Source organism: Kordiimonas aquimaris (assembly GCF_025574485.1).
GTDB lineage: Bacteria > Pseudomonadota > Alphaproteobacteria > Sphingomonadales > Kordiimonadaceae > Kordiimonas > Kordiimonas aquimaris.
The window spans coordinates 207,266-232,016 of the sequence record NZ_JAOBPO010000001.1; the positions used below are offsets into that span (position 1 = coordinate 207,266).

Genomic DNA, 24,751 nt, shown 5'->3' on the forward strand with positions numbered 1-24,751 from the left:
CCAACACACCCCCATCCAAGGAAGTCCTTTTGCCTTTACTGGAAAACTGCCTCAGCACACCGTCGGATACTGCGACGATTAATATAACCCCCATAACAACCACATCATTTGATACATGGTTAATGGGTTTACCTACGCGTGAAAAAACGTGGATTCAATCCACTGGGTTTACCGGAAAAGGCAACACATCGGCGATAATTGCAAACGTCGAAGGTGCAATTTCTCATGTCTATGTGGGCTGCGGTACAGAGATGCCTGTTTCGAACTCGATTTGGTGGCTCGCTGCGATTGTTGATCAACTACCGGAAGGGCAATACGTTCTACCCGCAGATATTGACCAAAACATACAACAAGCGGCAGCACTTGGTTGGTGCATGGCGCACTATGTGTTCGATCGCTATAAGTCAGCGGACTCTGCACCAAAGGTGCGTACACTTATAATGACGGATCAAGGCAGTGTCGATAATGCCCTGCGCACAGCAAATGCAATGGCGCTTGTACGCGACCTGGTTAACACCCCAGCTGAAGATATGGGCCCTTCTGAGCTACAGGAAGCAGCCGAGATGCTGGCTGAAGCCAACGGTGGTACAATAAGTACTATTGTTGGTGACGACCTGTTGGATGAAAACTTCCCGGCCATCCACGCAGTGGGGCGTGCCGCCGCTGAGGGCCGCGAACCCAGACTGATTGATCTAAGCTGGGGCAATGAAAATGCACCACGCCTAACCATTGTTGGCAAAGGTGTTTGTTTCGACACCGGCGGGCTTGATATCAAACCCGGTGCAGGTATGCGCTTGATGAAGAAAGATATGGGCGGTGCCGCACATGCACTTGGTTTAGCGCAGCTTATCATCGAAAATGACTTGGATGTGAATTTACGCGTTCTCATACCTGCCGTTGAAAATGCCATAGCTGGCGATGCATACCGCCCAAGCGATATTATCATGACTCGCAAAGGCTTATCTGTTGAAATCGGCAATACAGATGCTGAAGGCCGCGTTGTTTTGTGCGATGCCCTTGCACTTGCTTGTGAAGAAAACCCGTCGCTCATTATTGATTTTGCAACCCTGACAGGGGCAGCGCGTGTCGCACTCGGCGCAGACCTGCCAGCCACATACACCAACAACGACGATGTTTGGAATTGCCTGGATACCGAGTCTAAAACAACAGCAGACCCTCTGTGGCGGATGCCGTTATGGGCCCCATACGATGAAAGCCTGGACAGCCGCGTTGCAGATATTTGTAATATCAGCAATAGCCCGCTTGGTGGTTCAATAACTGCCGCACTTTATCTACAAAGGTTTATAGAAAAAGACACCCCTTGGGTACACTTCGATGTATTCGCCTGGAGCGACAGGAAACGCGCAGGCAGGCCAGTTGGTGGTGACGCACAAGGGGTACGCGCAACCTATGCTGCGATTAAGCGGTATTTAGATATATAAATGGCTGCCACGTTAGGACAGTTTTAAGGAACGTTTGCTAGACAGAAACCCTGAACTCATATGGATACAGGGAATCAGGTGTGAGCGAAAAAACAAATCCGCGAATGCTGAAGGTCTGGCGCGAAGCACATCGTGCCTGTGTGCGCTCTAACGACCCTGATCTGACATCGCGTCAAATGTCGATCTTGCTAACGGTATATATGACTGAGCCACCACATACAGTACGCGCCATCGCTGCAGACCTAAATGTATCTAAACCTGTTATCACGCGCGCACTTGATACCATGGGCCGAATGGGTTTAATAAAACGTAAGAAGGATGAAAAAGACAAACGCAGCATCCTAATTCAACGTACAGTGAAAGGCGCTGTATTTCTAAGTGAACTTTCGGACCAAATTGTCGCTGCCGATAAAATCGTACCGCCAGACGATTAAACAAAACCAAACCTTGATCGAGGACCATATGACCCTTGCAGTGATGACAACCTTAAAAGAATATGGTCTTCCTGCGTTGCAGGATCCATGCGCCGAAGTTTCATCAAACCCATCTCTATATAATTGTGTCAACATCCACGGCCAGTGTGCGGTGCCTTGGGCACCAATAAAGTGTGCACCTGCACCGGACGCAGAGACCGTCAGTGAGCTTCTGTTCGGGGAACCTGTCGAGATATTATCTCAAGATAATGGCTGGATAAAAATTGCTTCTATCACTGACGGGTACACAGGCTGGGTCGCGGAACAAGTTGTAGCAGAAGGACATGCACCACCTACACACCGCGTATCTGCTCCTATGAGCCATGTTTACCGTGAGCCTAATCTTAAATCAGAACCAATGTTGCCCTTACCCATGGGAAGCTACATAACTGTTGGTCCCGCGCAAAAAACAAACCCACGCTTTGGCGCGCTGGCAACCGGTGGGTATATCTATCATAAACATATTTCGCCGCTGGGTGGATTTTCGACGGATCCGCTTGCCATTGCCGAAACATTCATTGGCACGCCTTATTTGTGGGGTGGCCGCACGAAAATGGGCATTGATTGCTCTGGCTTAATTCAACTAAGCCTGTCTGCTTGTGGCCACAGAATTTTACGAGATAGTGGTAGTCAGTTCAAAAGTCTGGGTGAAGGGTTGAGCGCTACTGACTCACCCCAGCGCGGTGATCTTGCTTTTTTCCCCGGTCATGTGGGCTTCATGATCGACAATATTCATCTGCTACACCCAAACGCCACCAATATGGCTGTAACAGTTGATCCAGTTGATGATGTGATTAAGTGGATCGAAGACGATGGAGCGGAAACTCCATTCCTCGGCTTTAAACGCCTCTAGAGCATAATTTATATACAAAAAAAAGCGAGCCTAAGCCCGCTTCTTTGAATTAGTTTTTAGCGACGACCTATTATTCTACGTCTTCAACTTGTTCAACCGCCTCAACCACAGGAAGCGGAACAGGCGCATCAGTGAATGTTGAGAGATACGCGATCAGGTCAGCACGCTGTTCAGGTTTGCGTAAACCTGCAAATGACATCGACGTGCCGTTTGCGAAAGATTTAGGGCTTAGCAGCCACTCATCAAGTGACTCGTATGTCCAGACTGATGTCTGGATGCCACGCAGCGCATTTGAATAATTGAAATCATCCAATGCAGCAATTGTACGACCAACGATACCATAAAGGTTTGGTCCTGTACCATTGCGGCCATCTTTCTCAACAGTATGGCATGCACGGCATTTGGCCCACTGACGCGCACCGCGTGCTGCATCAGCGCCTGCCATCAACTCCGCAAAGCTCGGCCCTTCTTCAACAACAACATCAGCAGCATCAGCTGTGGCTACTTCAATGCTAAAGGCTGGCTTTACATGTTCTTGATGAAACGGCTGCTCGGCAACAATACCGATAACCATGATAAACAGTACGGATGCAAATACAGCCGCTAAAACTTTATTCCACTCAAAGGAATCCACTGTTCGTTCTCCTTGCAGGCGGCCACACCCGAAATATGGACCGGCTGGATACTGATGATGAAAGTATGTTGATAACACACCCTCTTCGTTTGCGCGCGACAATAGCCGCTGATGTACTAAAAATTCAAGTCGAGATTTACCGCTTTTAACGAAAGAACGTTAAAAATCACTTATTTTTACCGCGGCATATAAGCGCACATACCTCAAACTAGCCTATTTTGGCATGCTGCGTTGACTTGGCGGCAACCAATTGGCACAAGATTCGTGAATAAACCAGCTACGAATCATGTGCGCAAAACGCATATATGCACACGGCTTACATAACTGAGACTCACCATGCCAAACCAACAAGACATGCTTTCTTCAGAAGATACATCTGACACCAGCGAAAATACCATCGCATTTCAGGGCGAGCTTGGTGCGTATTCGCATATGGCTTGCCGTGCAGTTTATCCTGATATGCATGTCTTACCATGCCCCAGTTTTGAGGATGCATTAGCAGCAGTGCAAAAAGGCAATGCAAAGCTTGCCATGATACCAATCGAAAACTCCACCGCAGGGCGCGTTGCAGACATTCACATACTACTACCAGGCAGTGGCCTGTTTATTATTGGTGAACATTTTGAAACCATCAGGCATTGTCTTCTGGCGACACACAATGCCGACGACACAACACTGAAGCGCGTAACAAGTCATGTACAAGCGCTGGGACAATGCCGCAAAAACCTGCGCGCCATGGGCTTGGTACGCGAACCCTTTGCCGACACAGCTGGTTCAGCGCGGTATGTTGCGGACTTGGGCGACAACACAATCGCAGGTATCGCAAGTGAACTAGCCGCTGAAGTGTACGACCTGAAAATTATCAAACGTGACTTACAGGATGAAGGCAACAACACCACACGGTTTGTTGTTCTCTCGCAAGAAGCATTACATCAGGATACATATAATGACAGCGTAATGACGAGTTTCACATTTGAGGTCCGCAACATACCGGCAGCACTATATAAAGCCCTTGGCGGGTTTGCTACCAACAGTGTCAACATGACCAAGCTGGAGAGTTACTACGAATCGGATAGCTTTAAAGTAAGCGAATTTTACGCTGATATTGAAGGACATGAAGGCATGGAAAATGTAGCACGCGCCATGGAAGAGCTACGCTTTCACACAAAACATGTTAACCTGCTTGGCACATATCCAATTGCACGCAAACGCTCTAAGTATTGATGTTGTCATCCATGATAAATGTAGTCACAGAAAAAGGGTTAAGCTTATCATCGAAAAAATAGTATCTGCTATTTTCTTCTCTTTGGCGGCAGCAATGCTCAGTATGTGGGATTTGCATCTAGCTCGTGCACAGGACGCCGTCACACAAACAGCACCATTATCGAAAACACACACAGGCACAAATCTTCGTTTTTGCTATCAGGACACAGAGCTCTTTCCTGCTTATACAGGTGATGGTCCGCAAAAACCCCTCACCTTTCCCGGCGTAGATATTGAGTTGCTAGATACCATGGCAGAAAACTTAGGTGTCACTGTTCAATACTTTCGATTCTCCTGGAACCGCTGTCTGGCGCTTCTAAAGGCTGGCCGTATTGACAGTGTTATCGCATCTTTTAGTGAAGACAGAAAAGACATTGCAAGATTTCCTATGAAAGGCGCACAGCCCGACGATAGTTTTCATTTAACATCTTCCGGATACTATCTTTATCACTTGGGTGAGCAACCAATATGGGATGGCTACCAGCTACTAGATCCAGGCTTGATGATTGCAACACCCTTGGGGTATTCGATTGGGCGTGTCTTAAAAAACCGCAATTTTAACATTATTGAAACCAGCACAACGCGAGAGTTACTAAGTTTGCTTCTTTATAAAAGAGTAGACGCAGTGGCCGCTCCCGGTAACGCAGCAGATGCTATTCTAAGGAATGAGCCAGAGCAGTATAAAGGCATCTATAGAGATGCAACGCCTATTCAGGAAAACCTCTATTATCTGGTGTTTTCATACCAGTTTGCTGCAGAAAACCCTGATCTTACAAAAGCATTCTGGCAACAAATGCTTCAAGCACGCATAGTACGTCGTGACTTGGTCACAAATAAATATCAACGACTAAACACACAGCATGATTAGCCCACAATCGAGATCAACAAAATGAAAACCATTGGCATTATTGGCGGCATGAGCTGGGAATCAACAGCACTATATTATGAAGCAATAAATCAAGGTGTCGCAGAGGAACTGGGCGGCTTACATAGTGCAAAAATTGTGATGGTAAGTGTCGATTTCCATGAGGTTGAGGCTCTGCAAACTGCAGGAGACTGGGCTGCTGCGGGTGACCTGCTGGCAGACGCCGGTAAGCGACTAAAGGCTGCCGGAGCACATTTTATAATCATAGCCACTAATACAATGCATATTGTTGCTGATATCGTTCAGACAAAATCAGGCTTGCCGCTATTGCATATTGCAGACGCAACCGCAGAAGAAATCAAACGGCACGGCTTCACAACCGTGGGCTTACTTGGCACCGCTTTCACCATGGAGAAAGATTTTTATAAAGGACGACTAGAACAGGAATTTGACCTGAAAGTATTAACACCGGATGCTCTTGGTCGAACACTTATCCATGATGTCATATATAATGAGCTATGTCTGGGTAACATCCTTGATACATCACGCAGTGATTATCTGGCTGTTATCAAAGAACTGGAAACCTTAGGTGCAGAAGCTGTCATTCTTGGCTGCACGGAAATCGGTATGCTTATCAAGCAAGACCATACAAACCTGCCACTGCTAGACACCACTGCCATTCATGCTGCAGCAGCCGTTAATTATGCTTTGAAAAGCTAAAGCGTTAAAAAGTCAAAAAGTCGCCGCCAGCACCTTTTTCCAGAATATCAGCTAAACCTGAAATTTCTACGGCAGGACGCTGAACCAGTGTTGACACGTCTACGCCCTGTTCTGCCAACGCAGTTTCACAAGCGACAAATCGCACATCAAGCGCAGACAAACCATCAATCAGCATGTCGCTGTCAGCAATACCTTTTTCCAGCAATGCCGCATCCATCTCCGGCGCAGTAATACCGCCAGGTGATAACAAAGTTTCCCAAGCACCTGTCTGCAGGAACTGCACACCGCTTTTGGAGAAAAAGTACGTTACCGGTCGGCCAACCGCTGCCGCTGTCGCGCCTGTCATCAAGGCCATATGAATACGCTCTGCATCATTGGTGATCACCATCAAGGTCATGGGACGGCGGTTCGCTGTCATGTTTTATTCCCCTGCGCACATGCGGAACAGTTCGGGTCTTGCGGCAAGCCAATAGCACGTGTGCTCATACTCAAGGCATCAATCATTAACATCTTACCCGCTAGGCTATCGCCTATGTTCAGAATTTCCTTAATGACTTCCAACGCCTGCATTGTGCCAACAACACCTGCAACAGCACCTAAAATGCCAATATCAGAGCAGGTACGCTGCATATCTTCTGGTGGTTCTTCCGGCAAAAAACACCGGTAACACGGCAACCCTTCACCAGCGTGTGGTTTAAACGTGGCAAGCTGCCCTTCAAATGGCCCGAGCGCAGCTGACACCAGCGTCTTTTTCAAAGCAACACATGTGTCACTAATGATATGCCGGGTTTTGAAATTATCTGTGCCGTCTGCAACAACATCATAATCTGCAATGATCTGCGCAGCATTGGCATTGTCTAGTCGTACTTTATGCAACTGTACTTTCACATCCGGGTTAAGCGCATCAATTGCGCTTGCAGCGCTATCTGCCTTGGGCGTGCCAATAGTATCTGTTGTGTGAATAATTTGGCGCTGAAGGTTAGATAGGTCAACATCATCATCGTCAACGACACCAATGGTGCCAACACCTGCTGCGGCCAGATATTGCAGCATTGGCGCACCGAGACCGCCCGCACCAACAACCAGAACCCTTGCGGCAAGAAGTTGCATCTGCCCCGCACCACCAACATCCCGCAGAATGATGTGGCGGCTATAGCGCTCTAACTGTTCGTCAGTGAATTCCAAACCCAAGTATCCTAGTTACCGAAGAAATCTGCGATATTACCCAGTGTACTACTCTCGCCACGATAAAATTCCGTGTGCTGGCATTTAGTGCATGTGACAGCTGTAAATTGCTTATTCTGGATATTAAAGAATCGAGAAAAAAAACTGCCCGTCATTCCCACTTTATCTGAATAGAAGCGAGTATTTTTACATTTTACACACACTCGAGGACTATTCATTTTTCTCTCCAACATTATGCTATTTAACGAGTACCCGTTGAACCAAAACCACCTGCACCACGTGCCGTTTCATCCAGATCATCAACAACCACCCATTCGCCTTGCGTAACTGGTGCAATGACCATCTGTGCGATACGCATACCACGCTCGATCGTGAACGGTTCATTCGACAGGTTCACAAGAATTACCTTCACTTCACCGCGGTAATCAGCATCAATTGTGCCGGGCGTATTGAGAACCGTCACACCATTTTTAGCAGCAAGGCCAGAACGCGGGCGCACCTGCGCCTCGTAACCAGCAGGCAACGCCATCGCAAGGCCAGTTGGGATCATTGCACGCTCAAGCGAACCGAGTGTAATTTGCTCACCATCAGCAAGCGCCGCATACAAATCCATGCCTGCACTTTGTGCTGTTTCATACTTTGGCAAAGGCAGGTCTGCACCGTGATCCAAACGTTTCACGTTGATCGTTACTGAAGTCATAGAAGTGTCTTTCTTTTCGGATAATGAGTTAACTATCAAGCTTTGCGGCAATCATTTTTGCAAGCGCCTTAGCAACTTCATCTTTGCTCATAGACGGCCAGCTTTCAACTTCGTTGTCGTCAATAATATGCACCTGATTATCGCTGCCACCCATGATGCCAGTAGCGTCCGATACATCATTTGCGACGATAATATCACAGCCTTTGCGCAGACGTTTGGCTTTGGCGTACTCAACAACATTTTCGGTTTCTGCGGCAAAGCCAACCACCAGGCCTGGTCTGCCGTCTGTCATGGATGAAACGCCTTTTAGTATGTCCGGATTCTCACACAAATTAAGTGCTGGGATACCATCCTTGGATTTTTTCAGCTTCTCACCTTTGCATCCATCTGACATGCGCCAGTCCGCAACAGCAGCGACAAAAACACCAACATCTGCAGGTAGTGCGCTCTTAACTGCAGACTCCATCTGAACCGCTGTTTCCACATCAACCCGCGCTACACCAATAGGGGTTTCAAGTGTGACTGGTCCAGCCACAAGTGTAACTTCCGCCCCCAGTTCAGCCAACGCGCCAGCCAGCGCAAATCCCTGCTTTCCAGACGAGCGGTTGGCAATGTAGCGCACAGGGTCTATCGGCTCATGCGTTGGGCCAGCGGTTAGGACAATCTTCTTGCCAGACAGGGGCCGCACACCACCCGAGAAATAGCCCTCAACAGCCGCGACCATGTCAGGCACTTCAGCCAAGCGACCAGGGCCAACCTCTCCGCATGCGAGCATGCCAGCTTCTGGTCCCACCATTAGAACGCCGTCACGTTTCAATGTTTCAATATTGCGCTGTGTTGCTTTGTGAGCCCACATTTCAGCGTTCATGGCAGGTGCGATCATAACCTGCTTGTCGGTTGCCAACAAAATCGTGCTCGCTAGATCATTGGCAAGACCGTTCGCCATTTTCGCCATCAAATCTGCAGTCGCTGGTGCAATCAACACCAGGTCCGCTTCGCGTGACAAGCGGATATGGCCCATCTCTGCTTCATCTTTAAGAGAAAACAGATCCGTATAACATTCATCACCAGTTAGGCTTGCCACACTAAGCGGGGTGATAAATTGCTGACCACCAGCCGTCAGCACACCACGTACACTTGCTCCTCGCTCCATCAGGCGTCTCGCCAGATCAAGCGATTTATAGGCCGCAACCCCGCCACCAATAATGAGTAATATTCGTTTGCCGTTTAACATAGTGCGCAAAGCCTCTTAACTCTTGGAACATGACATATAGGTGGCTTTGACGCTGCCTGCAAACATCCTCTCACTGAAGTGAACAGACGATTGCAGGCACAATACTCTACTATTTCACTCTGATACCGCGGCAGATGCGCGGTTATCCATGCTGAATTCACCTGCGCCAAAGCGCGCAAGCATTAGAAAACCGCCGGCCATGGCAAAATTTTTCATCATCATGGTCATTTGGGTCTGATCAGCCGGTACATAATGGAACAACGCACCTGTAATAATACAGAAACCAGCCAGCAGAAAACCAACCAACTTGGTTTTGTAACCAACCAGTACCATCAGCCCTGCCGCGACTTCAAAGATAGCTGCTGGCCAGAATAAAAAACCCGGCACGCCTACCGATTCCATATATTCGACCATCCCTGCACCGCCGCTAGCTATCTTGCTCGCGCCTGCAACAATGAATATCACCGCCAGAAGCACACGCCCTAGCGGGGCAAAATATGGTTCTAACTTATCCATAACATCTCTCCCCTTATGTTAACGATACTGCCATTAAGGCGAGGTGAGTGTGACGACTATTGAGGTTTTATGCAAATTAGTCAGATTTGAAGCCATAAGAATTGCAAAGAATACAGGCCTTAATAGGTGAGAATTTTGAGCAATAACGCCCCGACAACAAGGCCAAAGGCAAACGGCCAGACACGACCGTTTCGCTGAACAGGTGCAGCTTCAAAGGGTGGTGGCCCAGTGGGCTCTTCTTCATCGGCAAGCCAGCGTTCAATGCGCGACGGCAACCGTTCAATCAAGCGCGGCAACTGATTGAGTGCATCTGCAAGCTGAATTTCCGGAGACAAGTTAGCGCGCACCCAATGCTCAATAACCGGCTCGGATATCTGCCACATATTTGATCGCGGATAGAGGTGCAGCGCCATGCCTTCTGCCATCACCATTGTACGCTGTAACAACAGAAGCTGTGGCTGCGTTTGCATATTGAAACGTTCCGTTGTTGCAAAAAGCTGCGCAAGCAGCTTGCCTGCTGATATTTCTTCAACTGGCAAATCCATAATGGGGTCAGCAATGGAGCGCATCGCTTGGGCAAACTCTTCACGGCTTTCACCGCGAGGAACATAACCCGCATCAAAATGCACATCAGCCACGCGCTCATAATCACGGCGTATAAAGCCAAACAATATTTCAGCCAGAAACCTGCGCTCCATCTTGGTCAATCGACCCATGATGCCAAAATCAATGGCGCAGATAGTGCCGTTGGGCTCTACAATCAGATTACCTTGATGCAAATCTGCATGAAAGAAACCATCACGCAGAGCCTGCTTGAGAAAAACCTGAATAACAGTGGAACCAAGCGCTTCAAGATTGTGCCCTGCTTCGGCGAGCGCGGCACGGTCCGCCACACGGATGCCGTCAACCCATTCAAGCATCATAACGCGGCGCGCAGTCATATCCCATTCAATCGTCGGCAATCTGTAACCCGGCTCACCGTTCATATTGTCAGCCAGCTCAGCGGCAGCGGCGGCTTCAAGGCGCAAGTCCATTTCACGCAAAGAGGTTTCACGCACCTTCACAACAACCTGGTTTAAACGCAGTCTTCTAGCTTCAACACTATTGTTTTCAGCTGTGCGCGCGAGCCATTCAAAAAGACTGAGGTCACGGGTAAACCGCTCTTCGATATCAGGGCGCAGGACCTTAACAGCTACTTTTTTTCCGTCCTTCAAGATAGCGCGGTGAACTTGCGCAATTGACGCGGCAGCAACAGCTTCCTGCTCAAAGCTATCGAACAAAGTGTCCATACTCTGGCCAAGCTCATCTTCAATTGTTGCTCTGGCTTTGTCGTAAGAAAAAGGCGGCAGGCGATCTTGCAGTGTTGCCAAACCTTCTGCGATTGGGCGACCGACCAAATCTGGACGCGTAGCCAACGTTTGACCAACTTTGATGTAAGCTGGCCCCATTTTCGCCAGCGCCATTGCCAGACGCTCTCCGTCAGAATCAGGTAGCCCACGACGACGCGGGATATAAAACGTGATAGCGCGTAGTAAGCGCGGTCCCCACGCAGGGACAAGCTCAATACGGTCCAGCGCGCGTATGGCACCAAACCGGCGCAAGCCGATTGCCATAAGGTACAATTGAAGAAGGTGACCAAGAACCTGCACAGTACCGCCCTTTAAATCCGAGTACCGGAATGGATTGCAACAACGCCAGCAGACATAGTGCGCCACCGCGTACGCGAGAATCCAGCGACCTTAATCATTGCATCAAATTTTTGAGGCGCAGGGAATCGGCGAATCGATTCGACAAGATATTGATAACTATCACGATCACTCGCGACAACTTCACCCATTTTCGGAATAAATTTAAAACTATAAGCATCGTAAGCCTGCTGCAAAACAGGTACGACCTCTGGGCTGAACTCAAGACAGTAGAATGTACCGCCCGGCTTAAGCACGCGGTAAGCATCCGCAAGTGCGTCTTCAACGCGTGTTACGTTACGAATACCAAAGGCAATTGTATATACATCCATCGAACGATCAGGGAACGGTAACTGCATGGCATCGCCGCACACAAATTCTGTTGCAGCGTCATATCCCTTCTTCTCGGCGCGTCCAGCGCCTACACGCAGCATCTCCGCGTTGATATCACATACTGTTACGTGCCCACCCGCTGCAGCATCCAGAAAACGAAAAGCGATATCTCCCGTTCCACCAGCCACATCAAGCAGACGCATGCCTGGTCGGGGGTTGATACTGTCAATCAACGAATCTTTCCATAATCGGTGCACGCCGACACTCATGACATCGTTCATCACATCATACTGATCAGCAACGGAGTTGAAGACACCTTTTACCAAGTTTGCCTTGTCATTTTCATTGACGGTTTTGTAGCCAAAGTGCGTTTGCTTGCTTGGCTCACCTATCGTTTCTGTCTTATCGTTATGTTGATTTGATTCTGGCATATTCGCTCATTATCACCTTGTCAGCATACCCATATGTGGTATCGATCAACTCTGGTTATGGAGGCCGGACCATAGCTGAGACAGCTGCATGATACCAGCCACTTTGTAATACAAGAAGAAAGCGCGACAATATGCCCGAATTACCTGAAGTCGAGACCGTTCGCCGTGGCATGGCGCCTGTTATGGAAGGCCAAGTTATCAAGGAAGCACACGCCTGGGTTCCGAAACTGCGCGTGGATATCCCATCTGACTTTAGCAAACGGTTTTCGGGCAATCGGGTAACAAGGCTGACGCGACGATCAAAATACATTCTGATTGAATGTGAAGATGGGCTTGTTGCCATTCTGCATCTCGGCATGTCAGGGAAGGTAAACATCCATCAATCAGGAACAACCATACCGCCGCGGCAAAAACATGATCATCTGACCTTCTTAACGGAGAATGACGATTCTATTATTTTCAATGATGCGCGCCGATTCGGGCTTATCGTTTTCAGCGAACGAGATACAATCAACGACCACCCTCTGATAAAAGACATCGGCCCGGAACCACTTGGTAACGCATTTCACGCGGATTATCTGACAGATATGTTGTCGCGGCGTAAATCACCGATCAAAACAACACTACTTGACCAAAAACTGGTGGCTGGCCTTGGTAATATATATGTTTGTGAAGTGCTTTGGCGCGCTGGCATTCACCCTGAACGGCGAGCAGACAGCCTTACAAATGAAGAAGCACACTCTCTGGTGCCTATCATTCGAGATGTTCTTTCGGAAGCAATTGAGGCAGGTGGGTCGACGTTAAAAGATTATGCACAAGTTTCAGGAGAGCTTGGATACTTTCAACATCGCTTTCAAGCATATGGCCGAGAAGGTGAGGCATGTACATCTGATGGATGCCACGCTATTATCCACCGTATCGTTCAATCAAACAGGTCATCATTTTTTTGCCCGGACTGTCAGACATAATGATCTTGAAACAACAAATGCGGCGCGTGCTGTATGCGGTAGCGCTTGTCATGAGCGCTATGTTCGTTAGCATTTGGAGCCCAGCATTAGCTGAAGATGCTTTCATTGACGGTTTCCCTGATGTTCCACATCTGAACATAGTATCAAAAATCGACGGCGAACCTGTTGTTTTTGATACAGCGAGCGGCACTGTAGCCGAGGTGGGGTTATACATCAGTGTTCCGGCGGCAACCGCATTTTCCCGCTATAGTGACGCGTTAAAGGAACTGGGATGGGAGTGTGTGTTGCGCGGTACAGAATTGACTTGCACACGCAACGAAAGCAAACTTTCTCTCACTGCACCTGATACACGTACTTCTGAGGCAATCTTTATCTTGCGCCTTGAACCGCTTCAATAACCATATGTGGATGTACACAGCTCAGTTGCGATAATTTACTTTTCAAATGCGCCAGACCCGATTAGGAGTCTAGGCAACGTGGTCAAAAACAAGGCACTCAAATGACTTTTGAAACCATCCTACTTGATAAACAAGAAGGTGTTGGGCTGATAACTCTTAATCGCCCAGAAGCATTAAACGCATTAAACAGCAAGCTTATCAAAGAACTAGGTGATGCTTTACTGGACTTGGATGCAGATACCGATATTGGCGCTGTCGTTGTAACGGGCAGTGAAAAAGCTTTCGCTGCTGGTGCTGACATCAAGGAAATGTCCGTTAAAACCTATGCTGATGTTTTGGCAGAGGATCTATTTGCTGAAATAAACCGTGTGTTTGCCACTGTACGCACACCTGTTATTGCCGCTGTTTCCGGTTATGCACTGGGTGGCGGGTGTGAAATTGCCATGGCATGCGATTTCATCATTGCCGCAGAAAATGCAAAGTTTGGCCAACCAGAGATCAAGCTTGGGATTATACCGGGCATTGGCGGCTCACAGCGATTAACGCGCATTGTCGGAAAATCTAAAGCAATGGATATGATGCTGACAGGGCGTATGATGGATGCTGAAGAGGCAGAACGCGCAGGATTGGTAAGCCGAATCGCACCAACTGAAGATTTGATAGACACAGTGATGGAAATTGCCAGTACAATTGCCGAATTATCAACACCGTCAGTATCCCTAGCCAAAGAAGCAACAAATCGTGCACTTGAAACAACACTTGCCGAAGGTTTGCTGTTTGAACGCAGGGTTTTCCATTCACTTTTTGCAACAGACGACCAAAAAGAGGGTATGACAGCCTTTATCGAGAAACGACAACCACAGTTTAAGAATCGCTAAACAGCGAAAGACGGGGCCTCAAAAGACTTTTGGCTATTGACGCAGAGGTTTTACAGCGTTATAGACGCGACCTCGAATTTATTATCGGTTTCGGCCTATGTTGCCTGAGACTGAACGAACACACAGGAAAAGCGGTTACACCCTGCTGCTTCGATACTGAATTGATGATGGGTGTCGCTGAACAAAGGTAAAAAAAATGGCAAACTCTGTACAAGCCAAAAAACGTATTCGTGGTAACGAACGCAAAGCTACGGTAAATAAAGCACGCGTAAGCCGTATCCGTACATTCATTCGTAAAGTTGAAGAAGCAATAACGGCTGGTGATAAAACACAAGCAACAGACGCATTAAAAGCTGCTCAGCCTGAGATTATGCGCGGTGTTACAAAAGGCGTTATGCACAAGAAAACAGCATCACGTAAAGTTTCTCGTTTGACGAAAAACGTTAAAGCAATCGCATAATCAAATATTGCGATTCGGTATCCAATTACCGGTCAAAACATGTTTCCAAAGCCGCCTTTTCTACAGGGCGGCTTTTTTGTTATTGTCATCAATGCGAACAAAAAGAGCACATATCTTGTGCCTTGATCGCAAGAAACCACATATTGTGTCCTCTTTCGATTCACGCCATAGAGAGATTTAACTGATTTCTGTCAAGCGATAGATTCAGTTGCTGCATCCCCATGCTCTATGTAATCTGACTGCCTGACCGCGGTGGGTCGCATGGGCAATCAAACTCCCTCACAGGGGGGCGTCCATAAGCTTTTCAGGCATGAAGTCATGCTGGAAAAGCGCCACCGAAAACAACATATTGCTGAAGACGGGCCGCGCCCTTTATGCGCTCGTATAGAGTTTTGCCGTATCGTGGCTTGCTGCTTTCTTTTGCGAACGATGTAACATTGTATTCAGGGGGCTGATTGCAATGTATAGCCGACGAATAACCGCCTGAAGGCGAAAAGGAGAATATTTTCCGATGTCGGATTGGGAGGAAGATAGAATGGGGCCAACAAAGGGGCTTGAAGCAGACATGGATATGCAAGGAGAAACTCCTTGGAATCGGGTGTGCAGCAAATTCAAGAAAGAATTTGGGCAGCAGGCTTATACAACATGGATTGGTCAGTTAGGATACCGCGGTGTTGATGGAGGCACTGTGGAATTAACGGCACCAACGAAGTTTGTCCGCGATTGGATTCAGCGCAACTATGGCCCACGCCTCAAAGATTTCTTCTATGCAGAAGACTCGCGCGTCAAAAGTTTGAGCATCCGTTTGGCTGCCAAAGGCGCTACACCTGCAATCCCTTCACAAACTGTCGTGCGCGCAGGCAAAACTGACGACCAACCTTCACTATCCGGCGTTGAAAATGTTGATGAACAAGCGGCTCTTGATCCAAAGTATACATTTGAAAGCTTTGTAGTTGGCAAATCAAACGAGCTGGCATACGCCGCTGCCAAACGTATTGCAGAATCTGACGATGTATCTTTCAACCCACTGTTCCTGCATGGCGGGGTTGGCCTTGGTAAAACACATCTGATGCATGCAATTGCTTGGGAAGTTAAACGCCGCACTCCTGAAAAACGTGTTGCTTATGTTTCCGCTGAAAAGTTTATGTTCGAGTTTATCTCGGCCCTTCGTTTTAAAGACACACACGCTTTCAAACAGAAATTTCGCAACGTAAATCTGCTTATGGTGGATGATGTGCAATTCATCGCCAATAAAAACAGTACTCAGGAAGAGTTTTTCCATACCTTCAATACGCTTATTGATAACCGTTGCCAGGTTGTGATCACCGCAGACCGATCACCAACAGACCTTGAGGGCATTGAAGAACGTATTATTTCCCGCCTTGGCTGGGGACTGGTAGCAGATATTCATCCTACAGATTATGAGCTCCGCCTTGGTATTCTCCAATCCAAATCTGAAAGTGCACCAAATGTTGATGTGCCTGTTGATGTTCTTGAATTTTTAGCGCGCCGGATCATTTCGAATGTTCGTGAGCTTGAGGGCGCATTAAATCGTGTCATGGCCTATGCAACACTTGTTGGGCGCCCTATCACAATGGATATGACACGTGACGTGCTGCAAGACCTTATTCGCGCCAATGATCGCAAGGTAACCATTGATGAAATACAGCGCACAGTAGCTGAATACTATAATCTGCGCCTTTCTGAAATGCTGTCACAGCGCCGCAGCCGCATGATTGCGCGCCCACGGCAAACAGCAATGTATTTATGTAAGCAGCTTACAAGCCGCAGCCTGCCTGAGATTGGCAGGCGATTTGGCGGGCGAGACCACACTACGGTTATGCATGCCGTGCGCAAGATTGATGACCTATGCAAATCTGACAGTCAACTTGACGAAGACATCACACGCCTGACACGTTTACTGGAAGGATAACCGGCTAAAACAGTATAATAACACCGCCTTTTTAGGAACAGTTGCGACTCGGCAGAAAATATAGATTTCAAGATTAAAAAAAAGCACCGATTCGGTGCTTTTTGTTTTGGTTTTCAAGGGAAAGCCGCTATTGTTGACACAGGCCTTTTCTGGGGAGTGTCAGACAGTGTGCGCATAAGCGTTCAAGCGATGAAACCTTACTGGTTTCACCTACATATTCTGACACTGAGAGGAGGCCGTTAAATTTACACACGGTCAGACAAGAAGATAAATTTCATGAAATTTACAATAGAACGCAATTCCCTTCTTAAAGCTCTAGGACATGTTCAATCAGTTGTTGAGCGGCGGAACACAATTCCCATTCTATCTAACGTCATGATCGAAGCAGAAGGTGATGGCATATCCATGACAGCCACCGACCTTGATATTGCAATCATCGAGCGCACCGAAGCTGGCGTTACTCAACCCGGAGCAACAACAGTTCCTGCTCACACATTGTTCGATATCGCACGTAAGCTACCTGACGGCGCTGAAGTTGAGCTCAACCTCGAGGACGGTGACAGACTGGTTGTGCGGGCCGGGCGCTCCAAGTTTACGCTGGCTTGTCTCGACAAGGAAGATTTTCCCATCATGAGCGAAAGCGACATGCCACATCGGTTTGCTATTGCTGCAGAAGAGCTGAAACGCCTGATCGACAAGGCGCGCTTCGCTATCTCGACCGAGGAAACACGTTATTACCTGAACGGTATCTACCTACATGTCGCGAACAGCGAAAGTGGTGACACGTTGCGGGCCGTTGCAACAGATGGCCACCGCCTCGCACAAGTCGAGCAAAGTGTTCCTGATGGCGCAACTGGCATGCCTGGCATCATTGTGCCGCGTAAAACCGTTACAGAGGTGCGTAAGCTTATCGATGAGTATGAAGGCGATGTTGCAATCGCGCTTTCCGACACCAAAATTCGCTTTAGCTTCGCTTCTGCGATCATAACGTCTAAGCTGATTGATGGTACTTTCCCTGATTACAGCCGGGTTATACCAGTAGGTAACGACAAAGTTCTGGAAATGGATTGTCGTCTGTTCTCTCAGGCTGTTGACCGCGTATCAACGATCAGCTCTGATAAAACACGATCAGTAAAACTATCACTTTCGGAGAATATGTTAAAGCTATCTGTTAACAGCCCTGACAGTGGCACGGCGCGCGAAGAATTAGCGGCGTCTTACACATCAGACTCATTTGAAATTGGCTTTAATAGCCGTTATTTGATGGACATTCTGGCGCAAGTTGAAGGCGACATGGTCCAAGCGTATCTGGCAGACCCATCATCACCAACAGTGATCAAAGACTTGATGGATGAAGCTGCTCTTTACGTTCTGATGCCAATGCGTGTTTAGTAGGGTAAATGGTTAGTCTTTCATACAGTGCGTTACTTTATGTAACGCACTGTATGAAACCTGCCAAAGGACCGAGGCGGTCATATTTTGAATTGGCCTAATCGAATATCCAGCGATTGAACACAGACAATACTGAGACAAATAAACAAATGATTAGCACCTCAATCTCTGCACATCAGGAATCTGCTGCGATACCTGCTTCAGTGCCAGATTTGCAGGGGCACACCCGCGTCTCGGTTTCACGTGTCATGTTAACAAACTACAGATCATACAAGACGTTATCCCTCAAGCTGCAACGCAGTTCGAATATGGTGGTATTAACTGGGGAAAACGGCGTTGGCAAAACCAACATTCTTGAAGCAATTAGTTATGCAGCACCTGGCCGGGGGCTTAGAGGTGCAGGCCTTGATGATATCAGCCGCCACAACAAAGATAATTGGTCTGTTGCTCTGCAATTAGCGCTGGAACAGGACGATATCTGTGAAGATATCAAGGTTGGCACAGGTATTGAGGCATCAACAACAGACGCTGACAGTACCGATAAAAAACCACACAGCAGACGAATTGTTAAAATTGATGGTGAGATTGCCAACAATACTAATTGCCTCGGCGAACGTTGGAGCATTGGTTGGCTTACGCCGCAAATGGACCGCCTGTTCATCGAAGGCCCTTCATCCCGGCGTAAGTTTCTTGATCGCTTAACCATGGGTTTATACCCTGATCATAGCCGACAAATCGGCGCGTTTGAACGCACGATGCGTGAGCGCAATCGCCTGCTAAGCGATCAAGGTGTTCATGCAGATGCGGTATGGCTATCAGCTCTTGAGGCGCGCATGGCAGAGCACGGTGTGGCTGCCGCAGTTGCACGGCTCGAGTTTGCTGGCCAGATTGCAGGGCAAATCGAAGATGCCGCAGAAACACCATTTCCCAAAGCCATGCTTGCCATTGATGGCTGGCTGGAGGGTTTGCTTGCAGATGGTTTGGCCCCTGTTGAGGTTGAAGTACAATACCGTGAGCGTTTAGCACATGAGCGCGTCCTTGACTGTAGATCAGGCCGGACAAGCACCGGTATCCATAAAACTGACTTCATTGTGACACATAAACCCAAATCAATGCGCGCCGACCTGTGTTCAACAGGCGAACAAAAAGCGCTATTGGTGGGCTTAATCATCGCAAATGCACACCTTCAAACTGCGCTTAAAAGACAAGCGCCATTATTACTGCTTGATGAAGTCGCAGCGCATTTAGACAATGAGCGACGCAGCGCTTTGTTTGATATTCTCGGTGCACTGGGCAGCCAATGTTGGCTGACAGGAACCGATATGAGTTTGTTTGAGAGCCTGAAAGGCAAAGCTGAATTTTTTGATGTTAGTGACGGCAAGGTCCAGCCCTCACTACAATAGAATCGCACATGCGACCATCACTTTAGGATCGACGAGAAAGAAGAATACCATGACCGACACACCTGAAACGCTCCCAGAAAACGAAGAAGAATACGGTGCGGATTCCATTAAGGTCTTGAAAGGACTGGACGCTGTACGCAAGCGCCCAGGCATGTACATCGGTGACACCGAAGATGGGTCCGGCCTGCACCATATGGTTTTTGAAGTGTCAGATAACGCAATCGACGAAGCATTGGCCGGCCACTGTGATCTGGTGACCATGACACTGAATCCTGATGGAAGCTGCTCTGTGACTGATAACGGTCGCGGTATTCCCGTTGATATTCACGAGGAAGAAGGTGTTTCTGCAGCGCAAGTTATCATGACACAATTGCACGCAGGCGGTAAGTTTGACCAAAATAGCTATAAGGTATCCGGTGGTTTGCATGGTGTAGGTGTATCTGTTGTGAATGCTTTGTCTGACTGGTTAGAGCTACGCATTTGGCGCAATGGCAAAGAACACTTTATGCGCTTTGAAAAAGGCGAACCAGTTGATGATCTTGTAGTTGTAGGTGATGCAAACAGTAAAAAGGGCACAGAAGTTACCTTTATGCCGTCACTGGACACATTCCAGTTTGTCGAGTTTGACTTCGATAAACTTGTACACCGTTATCGTGAACTGGCATTTTTGAACTCAGGTGTACATATCTATCTGAAAGATAACCGCCATGCCGACGTTGAGGATATGGATCTGTTTTACGAAGGAGGTATCACGTCTTTTGTTCAATATCTGGACCGCAACAAAACAAGCCAGATAGGTGATCCAATCACCATTACCGGCGAGAAAGACGGCGTCGGCGTCGAGGTGTCTCTTCAATGGAATGATAGCTACCACGAGAATGTATTATGTTTTACCAACAACATTCCGCAGCGCGATGGTGGTACACACCTGGCAGCGTTTAGGGCATCGCTCACGAGAACAATTAACACCTATGTCAATGAAAGCGGTTTGGCGAAAAAAGCAAAAGTCAGCCTGTCTGGTGATGATGCGCGCGAAGGATTAACCGCGGTAGTATCCGTTAAGGCACCTGATCCCAAATTTTCCAGCCAAACCAAAGACAAGCTGGTCTCAAGCGAGATTCGCCCTGCAGTAGAAGGGCTCGTAAACGAAAAGCTTGGTGAATGGTTTGGTGAACACCCTGCGGAAGCAAAAGCGGTGATTATGAAAATCATCGATGCTGCATCTGCGCGTGAAGCAGCACGTAAAGCACGCGAGCTTACACGGCGCAAAGGCGTATTGGATATTGCGTCCCTACCAGGCAAACTTGCGGATTGCCAGGAACGTGACCCGGCGCTTTCCGAACTATTTATCGTGGAGGGCGATAGTGCAGGCGGATCAGCCAAACAGGGCCGAAACCGTAAGAATCAGGCTATCTTACCACTGCGTGGTAAAATCCTGAATGTGGAGCGCGCACGATTTGATCGTATGTTGGCATCCAATGAAATTGGCACACTGATAACAGCACTTGGCACTGGTATTGGGCGCGAAGACTTCAATATGGAAAAACTGCGCTATCATAAAATCATCATCATGACCGATGCTGACGTGGACGGTGCACATATTCGCACCTTGCTACTGACTTTCTTTTATCGTCAAATGCCTGAAATTGTTGAGGCAGGGCATTTATATATTGCCCAACCACCCTTGTATAAAGTGGGACGCGGCAAATCTGAGGTATATCTGAAAGACGATAAAGCGCTTGATGACTACCTGCTCGATATGGGCACCAACGATGTTGTGGTTACTGACGGCGCCGGTGGCCAACACGCTGGTCCCGCCATTAAACATTTGGCAGAAGAAGCACGCGCGGTTAAAGCGATAATTGGTAGTATCCCAACACGCTATAACAAAAACCTTATCGAGATGCTTGGTCTGTTTAACGGCCTTGATGTGAAACTGACCGAAGATAATGCTGCAAGGCAAAAGGTTGCTGATACGGTTTCAGAAAAACTGAATGCACTGGCGCATACTCTTGAAATGGGCGGCTGGAGCGGCACAGCAACCGAAGACGGTGGTTATAGTTTTGCTCAGGAACTCCGCGGTGTAATCGATATGCATAAAATTGATGCACAGTTGATGGAAAGCCAAGAAGCGCGGAAACTCCATAAACGCATGGATGAAATACGTGAGCTATTCACTGAACCTGTCACCGTAACCCGTAAAGACGATGCGTATACCGTTGGTGGACCACTTGAAATGCTGGCATTATTGTTGTCATTCGGGCGCAAGGGTCAGGCGACACAGCGCTATAAAGGCTTGGGTGAAATGAACCCGGGTCAATTGTGGGAAACAACATTGGACCCGGAAGTGCGTTCACTATTGCAAGTTAAAGTAACAGAGGCTGATACCGCTGACGAGATATTCTCCAAGCTGATGGGTGACGTGGTAGAAGAGCGCCGTAATTTCATTCAGGAAAACGCCCTGAACGTTGCGAATTTGGATGTATAACATCTGTGTAATGTGACACATAAAGTGAGACAAGAAATGGCTGCTTACCAGGGAGAATGGCCATTTTTTACGAGATTATATTCCCCGTATGGGCTTATGTTTTGACAGTAACTACTATTGGCTAATAGGAAATTGACGTTATGCGAGAGGGTCTGCTCTCAGACAATATAACAACGTTGGAGTAAGTACATATTTGGGGAGTATAAATAATGAATTACCATACGACATCATCTTTCTCATTTTCTGCAATGATGAAGGTGTTAATTATTAGCGTTTTAGGTCTTAGTTCGGCCGAAGCTGAGACTAACCAGCAACCAAATTCAGGAGTAGTGCTAGACGCAAATGAGGATCTAGACCAGGAACAATTGAACCTATTGGTCAGAGATATTGAACATGCCAAAAGAAGAGTAATTACATATTTGAATAATGCAGAAATCTATGGGTCGGTATATAAAGACAAAGAAATAAACATCATTGTGTCTAACGAATTCAGATTTCCGTATCAGGAAGGGCACAAGATTTATTTGCCTCAAAGCAGGATAGAAAACCTGCTCAGTGGTAGTTGTGAAACAAAAAACTGTAGTCTGGCGGTAACTCACGAATTAACTCATATTTTCGCAAAGAGCGCATACCGGGACAACAAAGACATAATGTTCGGAGGGCGCTTTTTTGACGATGGATTAGCAGTATTTATTCAGCATAAACTAGGATTGCGCCCCTCTTACCCAAATTTTGGTGAAGGATTGCATATCACTGTCGCCAAATTAATGAAGGAAAGAGACCTCGTGCCTCTAGCTGATGCAGAATATGTACGAAACACAACTAAAGACAACACCCTCAGACGTCTAGCTTACTTGCAGGAAGGGTCTTTCACCGAATTTTTAATTGAAACATATGGATTGAACCAATACCTAAAAGTCTACTTTGGCGATAATCCGAAAAAAATTATGGGCTATGATATGGTCGCCTTAGAGCAACAATGGAAAAGTTTCATTCAGGAGCTTTAGGTTCACAATCATTGCAGGTTATTGGAAAGCCCGCCTCGGACAACAACGTTAATAATCCAATTTGGATAGCGACATGGCTGTCCTCGTTATGCCAGCGTTCATCCGGTGAATGAGCGCGTTCTGCGCGCCCCCCTCTACTAATGGTGACGGCCGGAATACCCAGTGAAATTGGTATATTAGAGTCAGTTGAAGAAATGGCAGGGCGCGCTTCAATACCAAGGGCGTTCATTGCAGCCATCGTGCGCTGCACCAGTGCGGCATTAGGGTTACCCATACCTGCCGGACGTTTGCCTACCTGCTTGATTTCGACAGTTAATTCTGGACCACTCTTTCGCGCGGTATTTTCTTCCATTAAGCCTGCTTGAATGGCCTGTTGAAATACAACGTCAATATCATCCAGTTTTTCTTGGTTACCAGACCGCATATCAACTTCCATCCAGGAACTAAACGGGATTGAGTTAATTGAAGTGCCACCACCAATACGACCAATACTGTAGCTGGTTTTCGGGCCAAAGTTCGTAACATCCGGTGCGTTAGTAACGAAATTGTTAATGATACGCCCCAACGCCTGATGAGGATTTGCTAAACCAAATGCACCCCAGGAATGCCCACCCGGACCATTGACCGTAACACGGTAACGATGCGATCCAACGCCGCCGTATATCAAGCGGTTTGCACTACCACCATCAATGGCAATGAAGGCATCAATCTGAGGTCCACCTGCGCGAAATAGATGCTTCACTCCCCTCAGATCACCAAGACCTTCTTCACCAACGCTACCAACAAATAAAATATCATCATGCGTGGTTAAATTTAGCGTCTGCATAGTGCGCAGCAAACTCAGCATCATCACTAAGCCACGCGTGTTGTCACCGATGCCAGGCGCATGGTAAGTATTCCCCTCGATACGCACAGTCACATCGGTATCTGCTGGAAACACGGTATCCAAGTGTGCGGCTATGGCCACAACGCGTGCCCCTTCAGAGCCTGGTCTGCGACCAATAACATTGCCAACATCATCAATCGATACATCGACCAACCCCGCAGCGCGCAGCATCTCGGCAAATCGCCGTGCACGGACTTGCTCTTCAAATGGCGGTGCAGGAATTTCGGTAAGTTCAATAAGGTCTTTTATATTTTGCGCGTCTTGTTGAACAATATCTTCAAAAGCATTTGCAACAACGGCACGACCGGCAAGGGATGCAATCTCTGTTTTATATGCATCAGACAAAACAATTGCTGAGGGTTCTGCTTGACGCGGTGCGGTTTTAAGTGCGCTTTGCTCGGTTTGTTCCTGAGTGTTTTCTTCAGCGCTACAACTAGCCAGCATCCATGATGCCACCAATACAAGCATCGTATTTAAACCATGTGATTTTATACCGCGCATTTTCGAGCACTCCCCCACTCTATTAAAGCATGCGCTTTAGTTAACATTGAGAGTATTAAAATACACAGTGAAAAATCAGTTACCGGCTAAAACAGCTCACAAT

At 47.6% G+C, this 24,751-nt stretch carries 25 protein-coding genes; 15 read left to right on the forward strand and 10 right to left on the reverse strand.

What is annotated here, in order from left to right; all coding sequences use genetic code 11:
* Positions 1-29 precede the first annotated feature (29 nt).
* The 3 genes from OEU88_RS00935 (at position 30) to OEU88_RS00945 (ending at position 2,768) form a co-directional block, all read left to right on the forward strand.
* Positions 30-1,442, forward strand: a complete 1,413-nt coding sequence (locus OEU88_RS00935; RefSeq protein WP_262693215.1) for a leucyl aminopeptidase family protein — start codon at positions 30-32, stop codon at positions 1,440-1,442.
* Positions 1,443-1,522: 80 nt separating this feature from the next.
* A complete protein-coding gene (locus tag OEU88_RS00940) occupies positions 1,523-1,876 on the forward strand; it encodes a MarR family winged helix-turn-helix transcriptional regulator (RefSeq protein ID WP_262693216.1) in 354 nt (117 codons plus the stop codon).
* Positions 1,877-1,904: 28 nt separating this feature from the next.
* Positions 1,905-2,768 carry a C40 family peptidase gene (locus OEU88_RS00945; RefSeq protein ID WP_262693217.1) on the forward strand — a complete coding sequence of 288 codons (864 nt, stop codon included), beginning with the start codon at positions 1,905-1,907 and terminating at the stop codon, positions 2,766-2,768.
* Positions 2,769-2,838: 70 nt separating this feature from the next.
* On the opposite strand, the gene OEU88_RS00950 is transcribed toward OEU88_RS00945, so the two are convergent.
* Positions 2,839-3,402, reverse strand: coding sequence for a c-type cytochrome (locus tag OEU88_RS00950; protein WP_262693218.1), 564 nt, complete (start codon positions 3,400-3,402; stop codon positions 2,839-2,841).
* Between the two features lie 336 nt (positions 3,403-3,738).
* Here OEU88_RS00950 and OEU88_RS00955 point away from each other — a divergent pair, with 336 nt between their 5' ends.
* From OEU88_RS00955 to OEU88_RS00965, 3 genes are all read left to right on the forward strand, one after another.
* Positions 3,739-4,626 (forward strand): prephenate dehydratase, encoded by an 888-nt coding sequence (locus tag OEU88_RS00955; RefSeq protein WP_262693219.1) that lies wholly within the window; start codon positions 3,739-3,741, stop codon positions 4,624-4,626.
* A 94-nt stretch (positions 4,627-4,720) separates the two neighbouring features.
* Entirely contained in the window at positions 4,721-5,533 is an 813-nt protein-coding gene (locus OEU88_RS00960) for a substrate-binding periplasmic protein (RefSeq protein ID WP_262693220.1), read from the forward strand.
* A gap of 21 nt (positions 5,534-5,554) precedes the next feature.
* Positions 5,555-6,250, forward strand: coding sequence for an aspartate/glutamate racemase family protein (locus OEU88_RS00965; RefSeq protein ID WP_262693221.1), 696 nt, complete (start codon positions 5,555-5,557; stop codon positions 6,248-6,250).
* Positions 6,251-6,254: 4 nt separating this feature from the next.
* Here OEU88_RS00965 and OEU88_RS00970 read toward each other — a convergent pair whose 3' ends face one another.
* The 8 genes from OEU88_RS00970 to ubiE all read right to left on the reverse strand — a co-directional run bounded on the left by OEU88_RS00970 (position 6,255) and on the right by ubiE (position 12,334).
* Positions 6,255-6,668, reverse strand: coding sequence for a DsrE family protein (locus OEU88_RS00970; protein WP_262693222.1), 414 nt, complete (start codon positions 6,666-6,668; stop codon positions 6,255-6,257).
* A complete protein-coding gene (locus OEU88_RS00975) occupies positions 6,665-7,435 on the reverse strand; it encodes a HesA/MoeB/ThiF family protein (protein WP_262693223.1) in 771 nt (256 codons plus the stop codon). The genes OEU88_RS00970 and OEU88_RS00975 overlap by 4 nt, the downstream gene beginning before the upstream one ends.
* 11 nt (positions 7,436-7,446) lie before the next feature.
* The gene (locus OEU88_RS17645; RefSeq protein ID WP_394805201.1) at positions 7,447-7,668 is read right to left on the reverse strand and encodes a zinc ribbon domain-containing protein; all 222 of its coding nucleotides are present in this window, start codon (positions 7,666-7,668) and stop codon (positions 7,447-7,449) included.
* 8 nt (positions 7,669-7,676) lie between these two features.
* On the reverse strand, positions 7,677-8,135 hold the full coding sequence (gene dut, locus OEU88_RS00980; protein WP_262693224.1) for a dUTP diphosphatase: 459 nt from the start codon (positions 8,133-8,135) through the stop codon (positions 7,677-7,679).
* Positions 8,136-8,163: 28 nt separating this feature from the next.
* Positions 8,164-9,369 (reverse strand): bifunctional phosphopantothenoylcysteine decarboxylase/phosphopantothenate--cysteine ligase CoaBC, encoded by a 1,206-nt coding sequence (coaBC, locus tag OEU88_RS00985; RefSeq protein ID WP_262693225.1) that lies wholly within the window; start codon positions 9,367-9,369, stop codon positions 8,164-8,166.
* A gap of 114 nt (positions 9,370-9,483) precedes the next feature.
* Positions 9,484-9,885, reverse strand: coding sequence for a DoxX family protein (locus tag OEU88_RS00990; protein ID WP_262693226.1), 402 nt, complete (start codon positions 9,883-9,885; stop codon positions 9,484-9,486).
* Between the two features lie 119 nt (positions 9,886-10,004).
* A complete protein-coding gene (gene ubiB / locus OEU88_RS00995; protein ID WP_262693227.1) occupies positions 10,005-11,534 on the reverse strand; it encodes a 2-polyprenylphenol 6-hydroxylase in 1,530 nt (509 codons plus the stop codon).
* A gap of 11 nt (positions 11,535-11,545) precedes the next feature.
* Complete coding sequence (gene ubiE, locus OEU88_RS01000) at positions 11,546-12,334, reverse strand: bifunctional demethylmenaquinone methyltransferase/2-methoxy-6-polyprenyl-1,4-benzoquinol methylase UbiE (protein ID WP_262693228.1); 789 nt, start codon at positions 12,332-12,334, stop codon at positions 11,546-11,548.
* 131 nt (positions 12,335-12,465) lie between these two features.
* Between ubiE and mutM the strand changes: the two genes are divergently transcribed.
* The 9 genes from mutM (at position 12,466) to OEU88_RS01045 (ending at position 23,261) form a co-directional block, all read left to right on the forward strand.
* Entirely contained in the window at positions 12,466-13,302 is an 837-nt protein-coding gene (gene mutM, locus OEU88_RS01005; protein WP_262693229.1) for a bifunctional DNA-formamidopyrimidine glycosylase/DNA-(apurinic or apyrimidinic site) lyase, read from the forward strand.
* Complete coding sequence (locus tag OEU88_RS01010; RefSeq protein ID WP_262693230.1) at positions 13,302-13,700, forward strand: hypothetical protein; 399 nt, start codon at positions 13,302-13,304, stop codon at positions 13,698-13,700. The genes mutM and OEU88_RS01010 overlap by 1 nt, the downstream gene beginning before the upstream one ends.
* Before the next feature lie 101 nt (positions 13,701-13,801).
* Positions 13,802-14,578 carry an enoyl-CoA hydratase gene (locus OEU88_RS01015; protein WP_262693231.1) on the forward strand — a complete coding sequence of 259 codons (777 nt, stop codon included), beginning with the start codon at positions 13,802-13,804 and terminating at the stop codon, positions 14,576-14,578.
* Positions 14,579-14,774: 196 nt separating this feature from the next.
* Positions 14,775-15,038: a 30S ribosomal protein S20 gene (gene rpsT / locus OEU88_RS01020; protein ID WP_262693232.1), complete on the forward strand. Its 264-nt coding sequence runs from the start codon at positions 14,775-14,777 to the stop codon at positions 15,036-15,038.
* 511 nt (positions 15,039-15,549) lie between these two features.
* Positions 15,550-16,971, forward strand: a complete 1,422-nt coding sequence (gene dnaA / locus OEU88_RS01025) for a chromosomal replication initiator protein DnaA (RefSeq protein WP_262693233.1) — start codon at positions 15,550-15,552, stop codon at positions 16,969-16,971.
* Positions 16,972-17,247: 276 nt separating this feature from the next.
* Positions 17,248-18,363 (forward strand): DNA polymerase III subunit beta, encoded by a 1,116-nt coding sequence (gene dnaN / locus OEU88_RS01030; RefSeq protein WP_262693234.1) that lies wholly within the window; start codon positions 17,248-17,250, stop codon positions 18,361-18,363.
* 149 nt (positions 18,364-18,512) lie between these two features.
* On the forward strand, positions 18,513-19,766 hold the full coding sequence (gene recF, locus OEU88_RS01035) for a DNA replication/repair protein RecF (RefSeq protein WP_262693235.1): 1,254 nt from the start codon (positions 18,513-18,515) through the stop codon (positions 19,764-19,766).
* Positions 19,767-19,815: 49 nt separating this feature from the next.
* Positions 19,816-22,254 (forward strand): DNA topoisomerase (ATP-hydrolyzing) subunit B, encoded by a 2,439-nt coding sequence (gene gyrB / locus OEU88_RS01040; RefSeq protein ID WP_262693236.1) that lies wholly within the window; start codon positions 19,816-19,818, stop codon positions 22,252-22,254.
* Positions 22,255-22,463: 209 nt separating this feature from the next.
* Positions 22,464-23,261, forward strand: a complete 798-nt coding sequence (locus OEU88_RS01045) for a hypothetical protein (protein WP_262693237.1) — start codon at positions 22,464-22,466, stop codon at positions 23,259-23,261.
* Here OEU88_RS01045 and OEU88_RS01050 read toward each other — a convergent pair.
* The gene (locus tag OEU88_RS01050; protein WP_262693238.1) at positions 23,245-24,648 is read right to left on the reverse strand and encodes a M20/M25/M40 family metallo-hydrolase; all 1,404 of its coding nucleotides are present in this window, start codon (positions 24,646-24,648) and stop codon (positions 23,245-23,247) included. The genes OEU88_RS01045 and OEU88_RS01050 overlap by 17 nt on opposite strands.
* Positions 24,649-24,751: the final 103 nt, after the last annotated feature.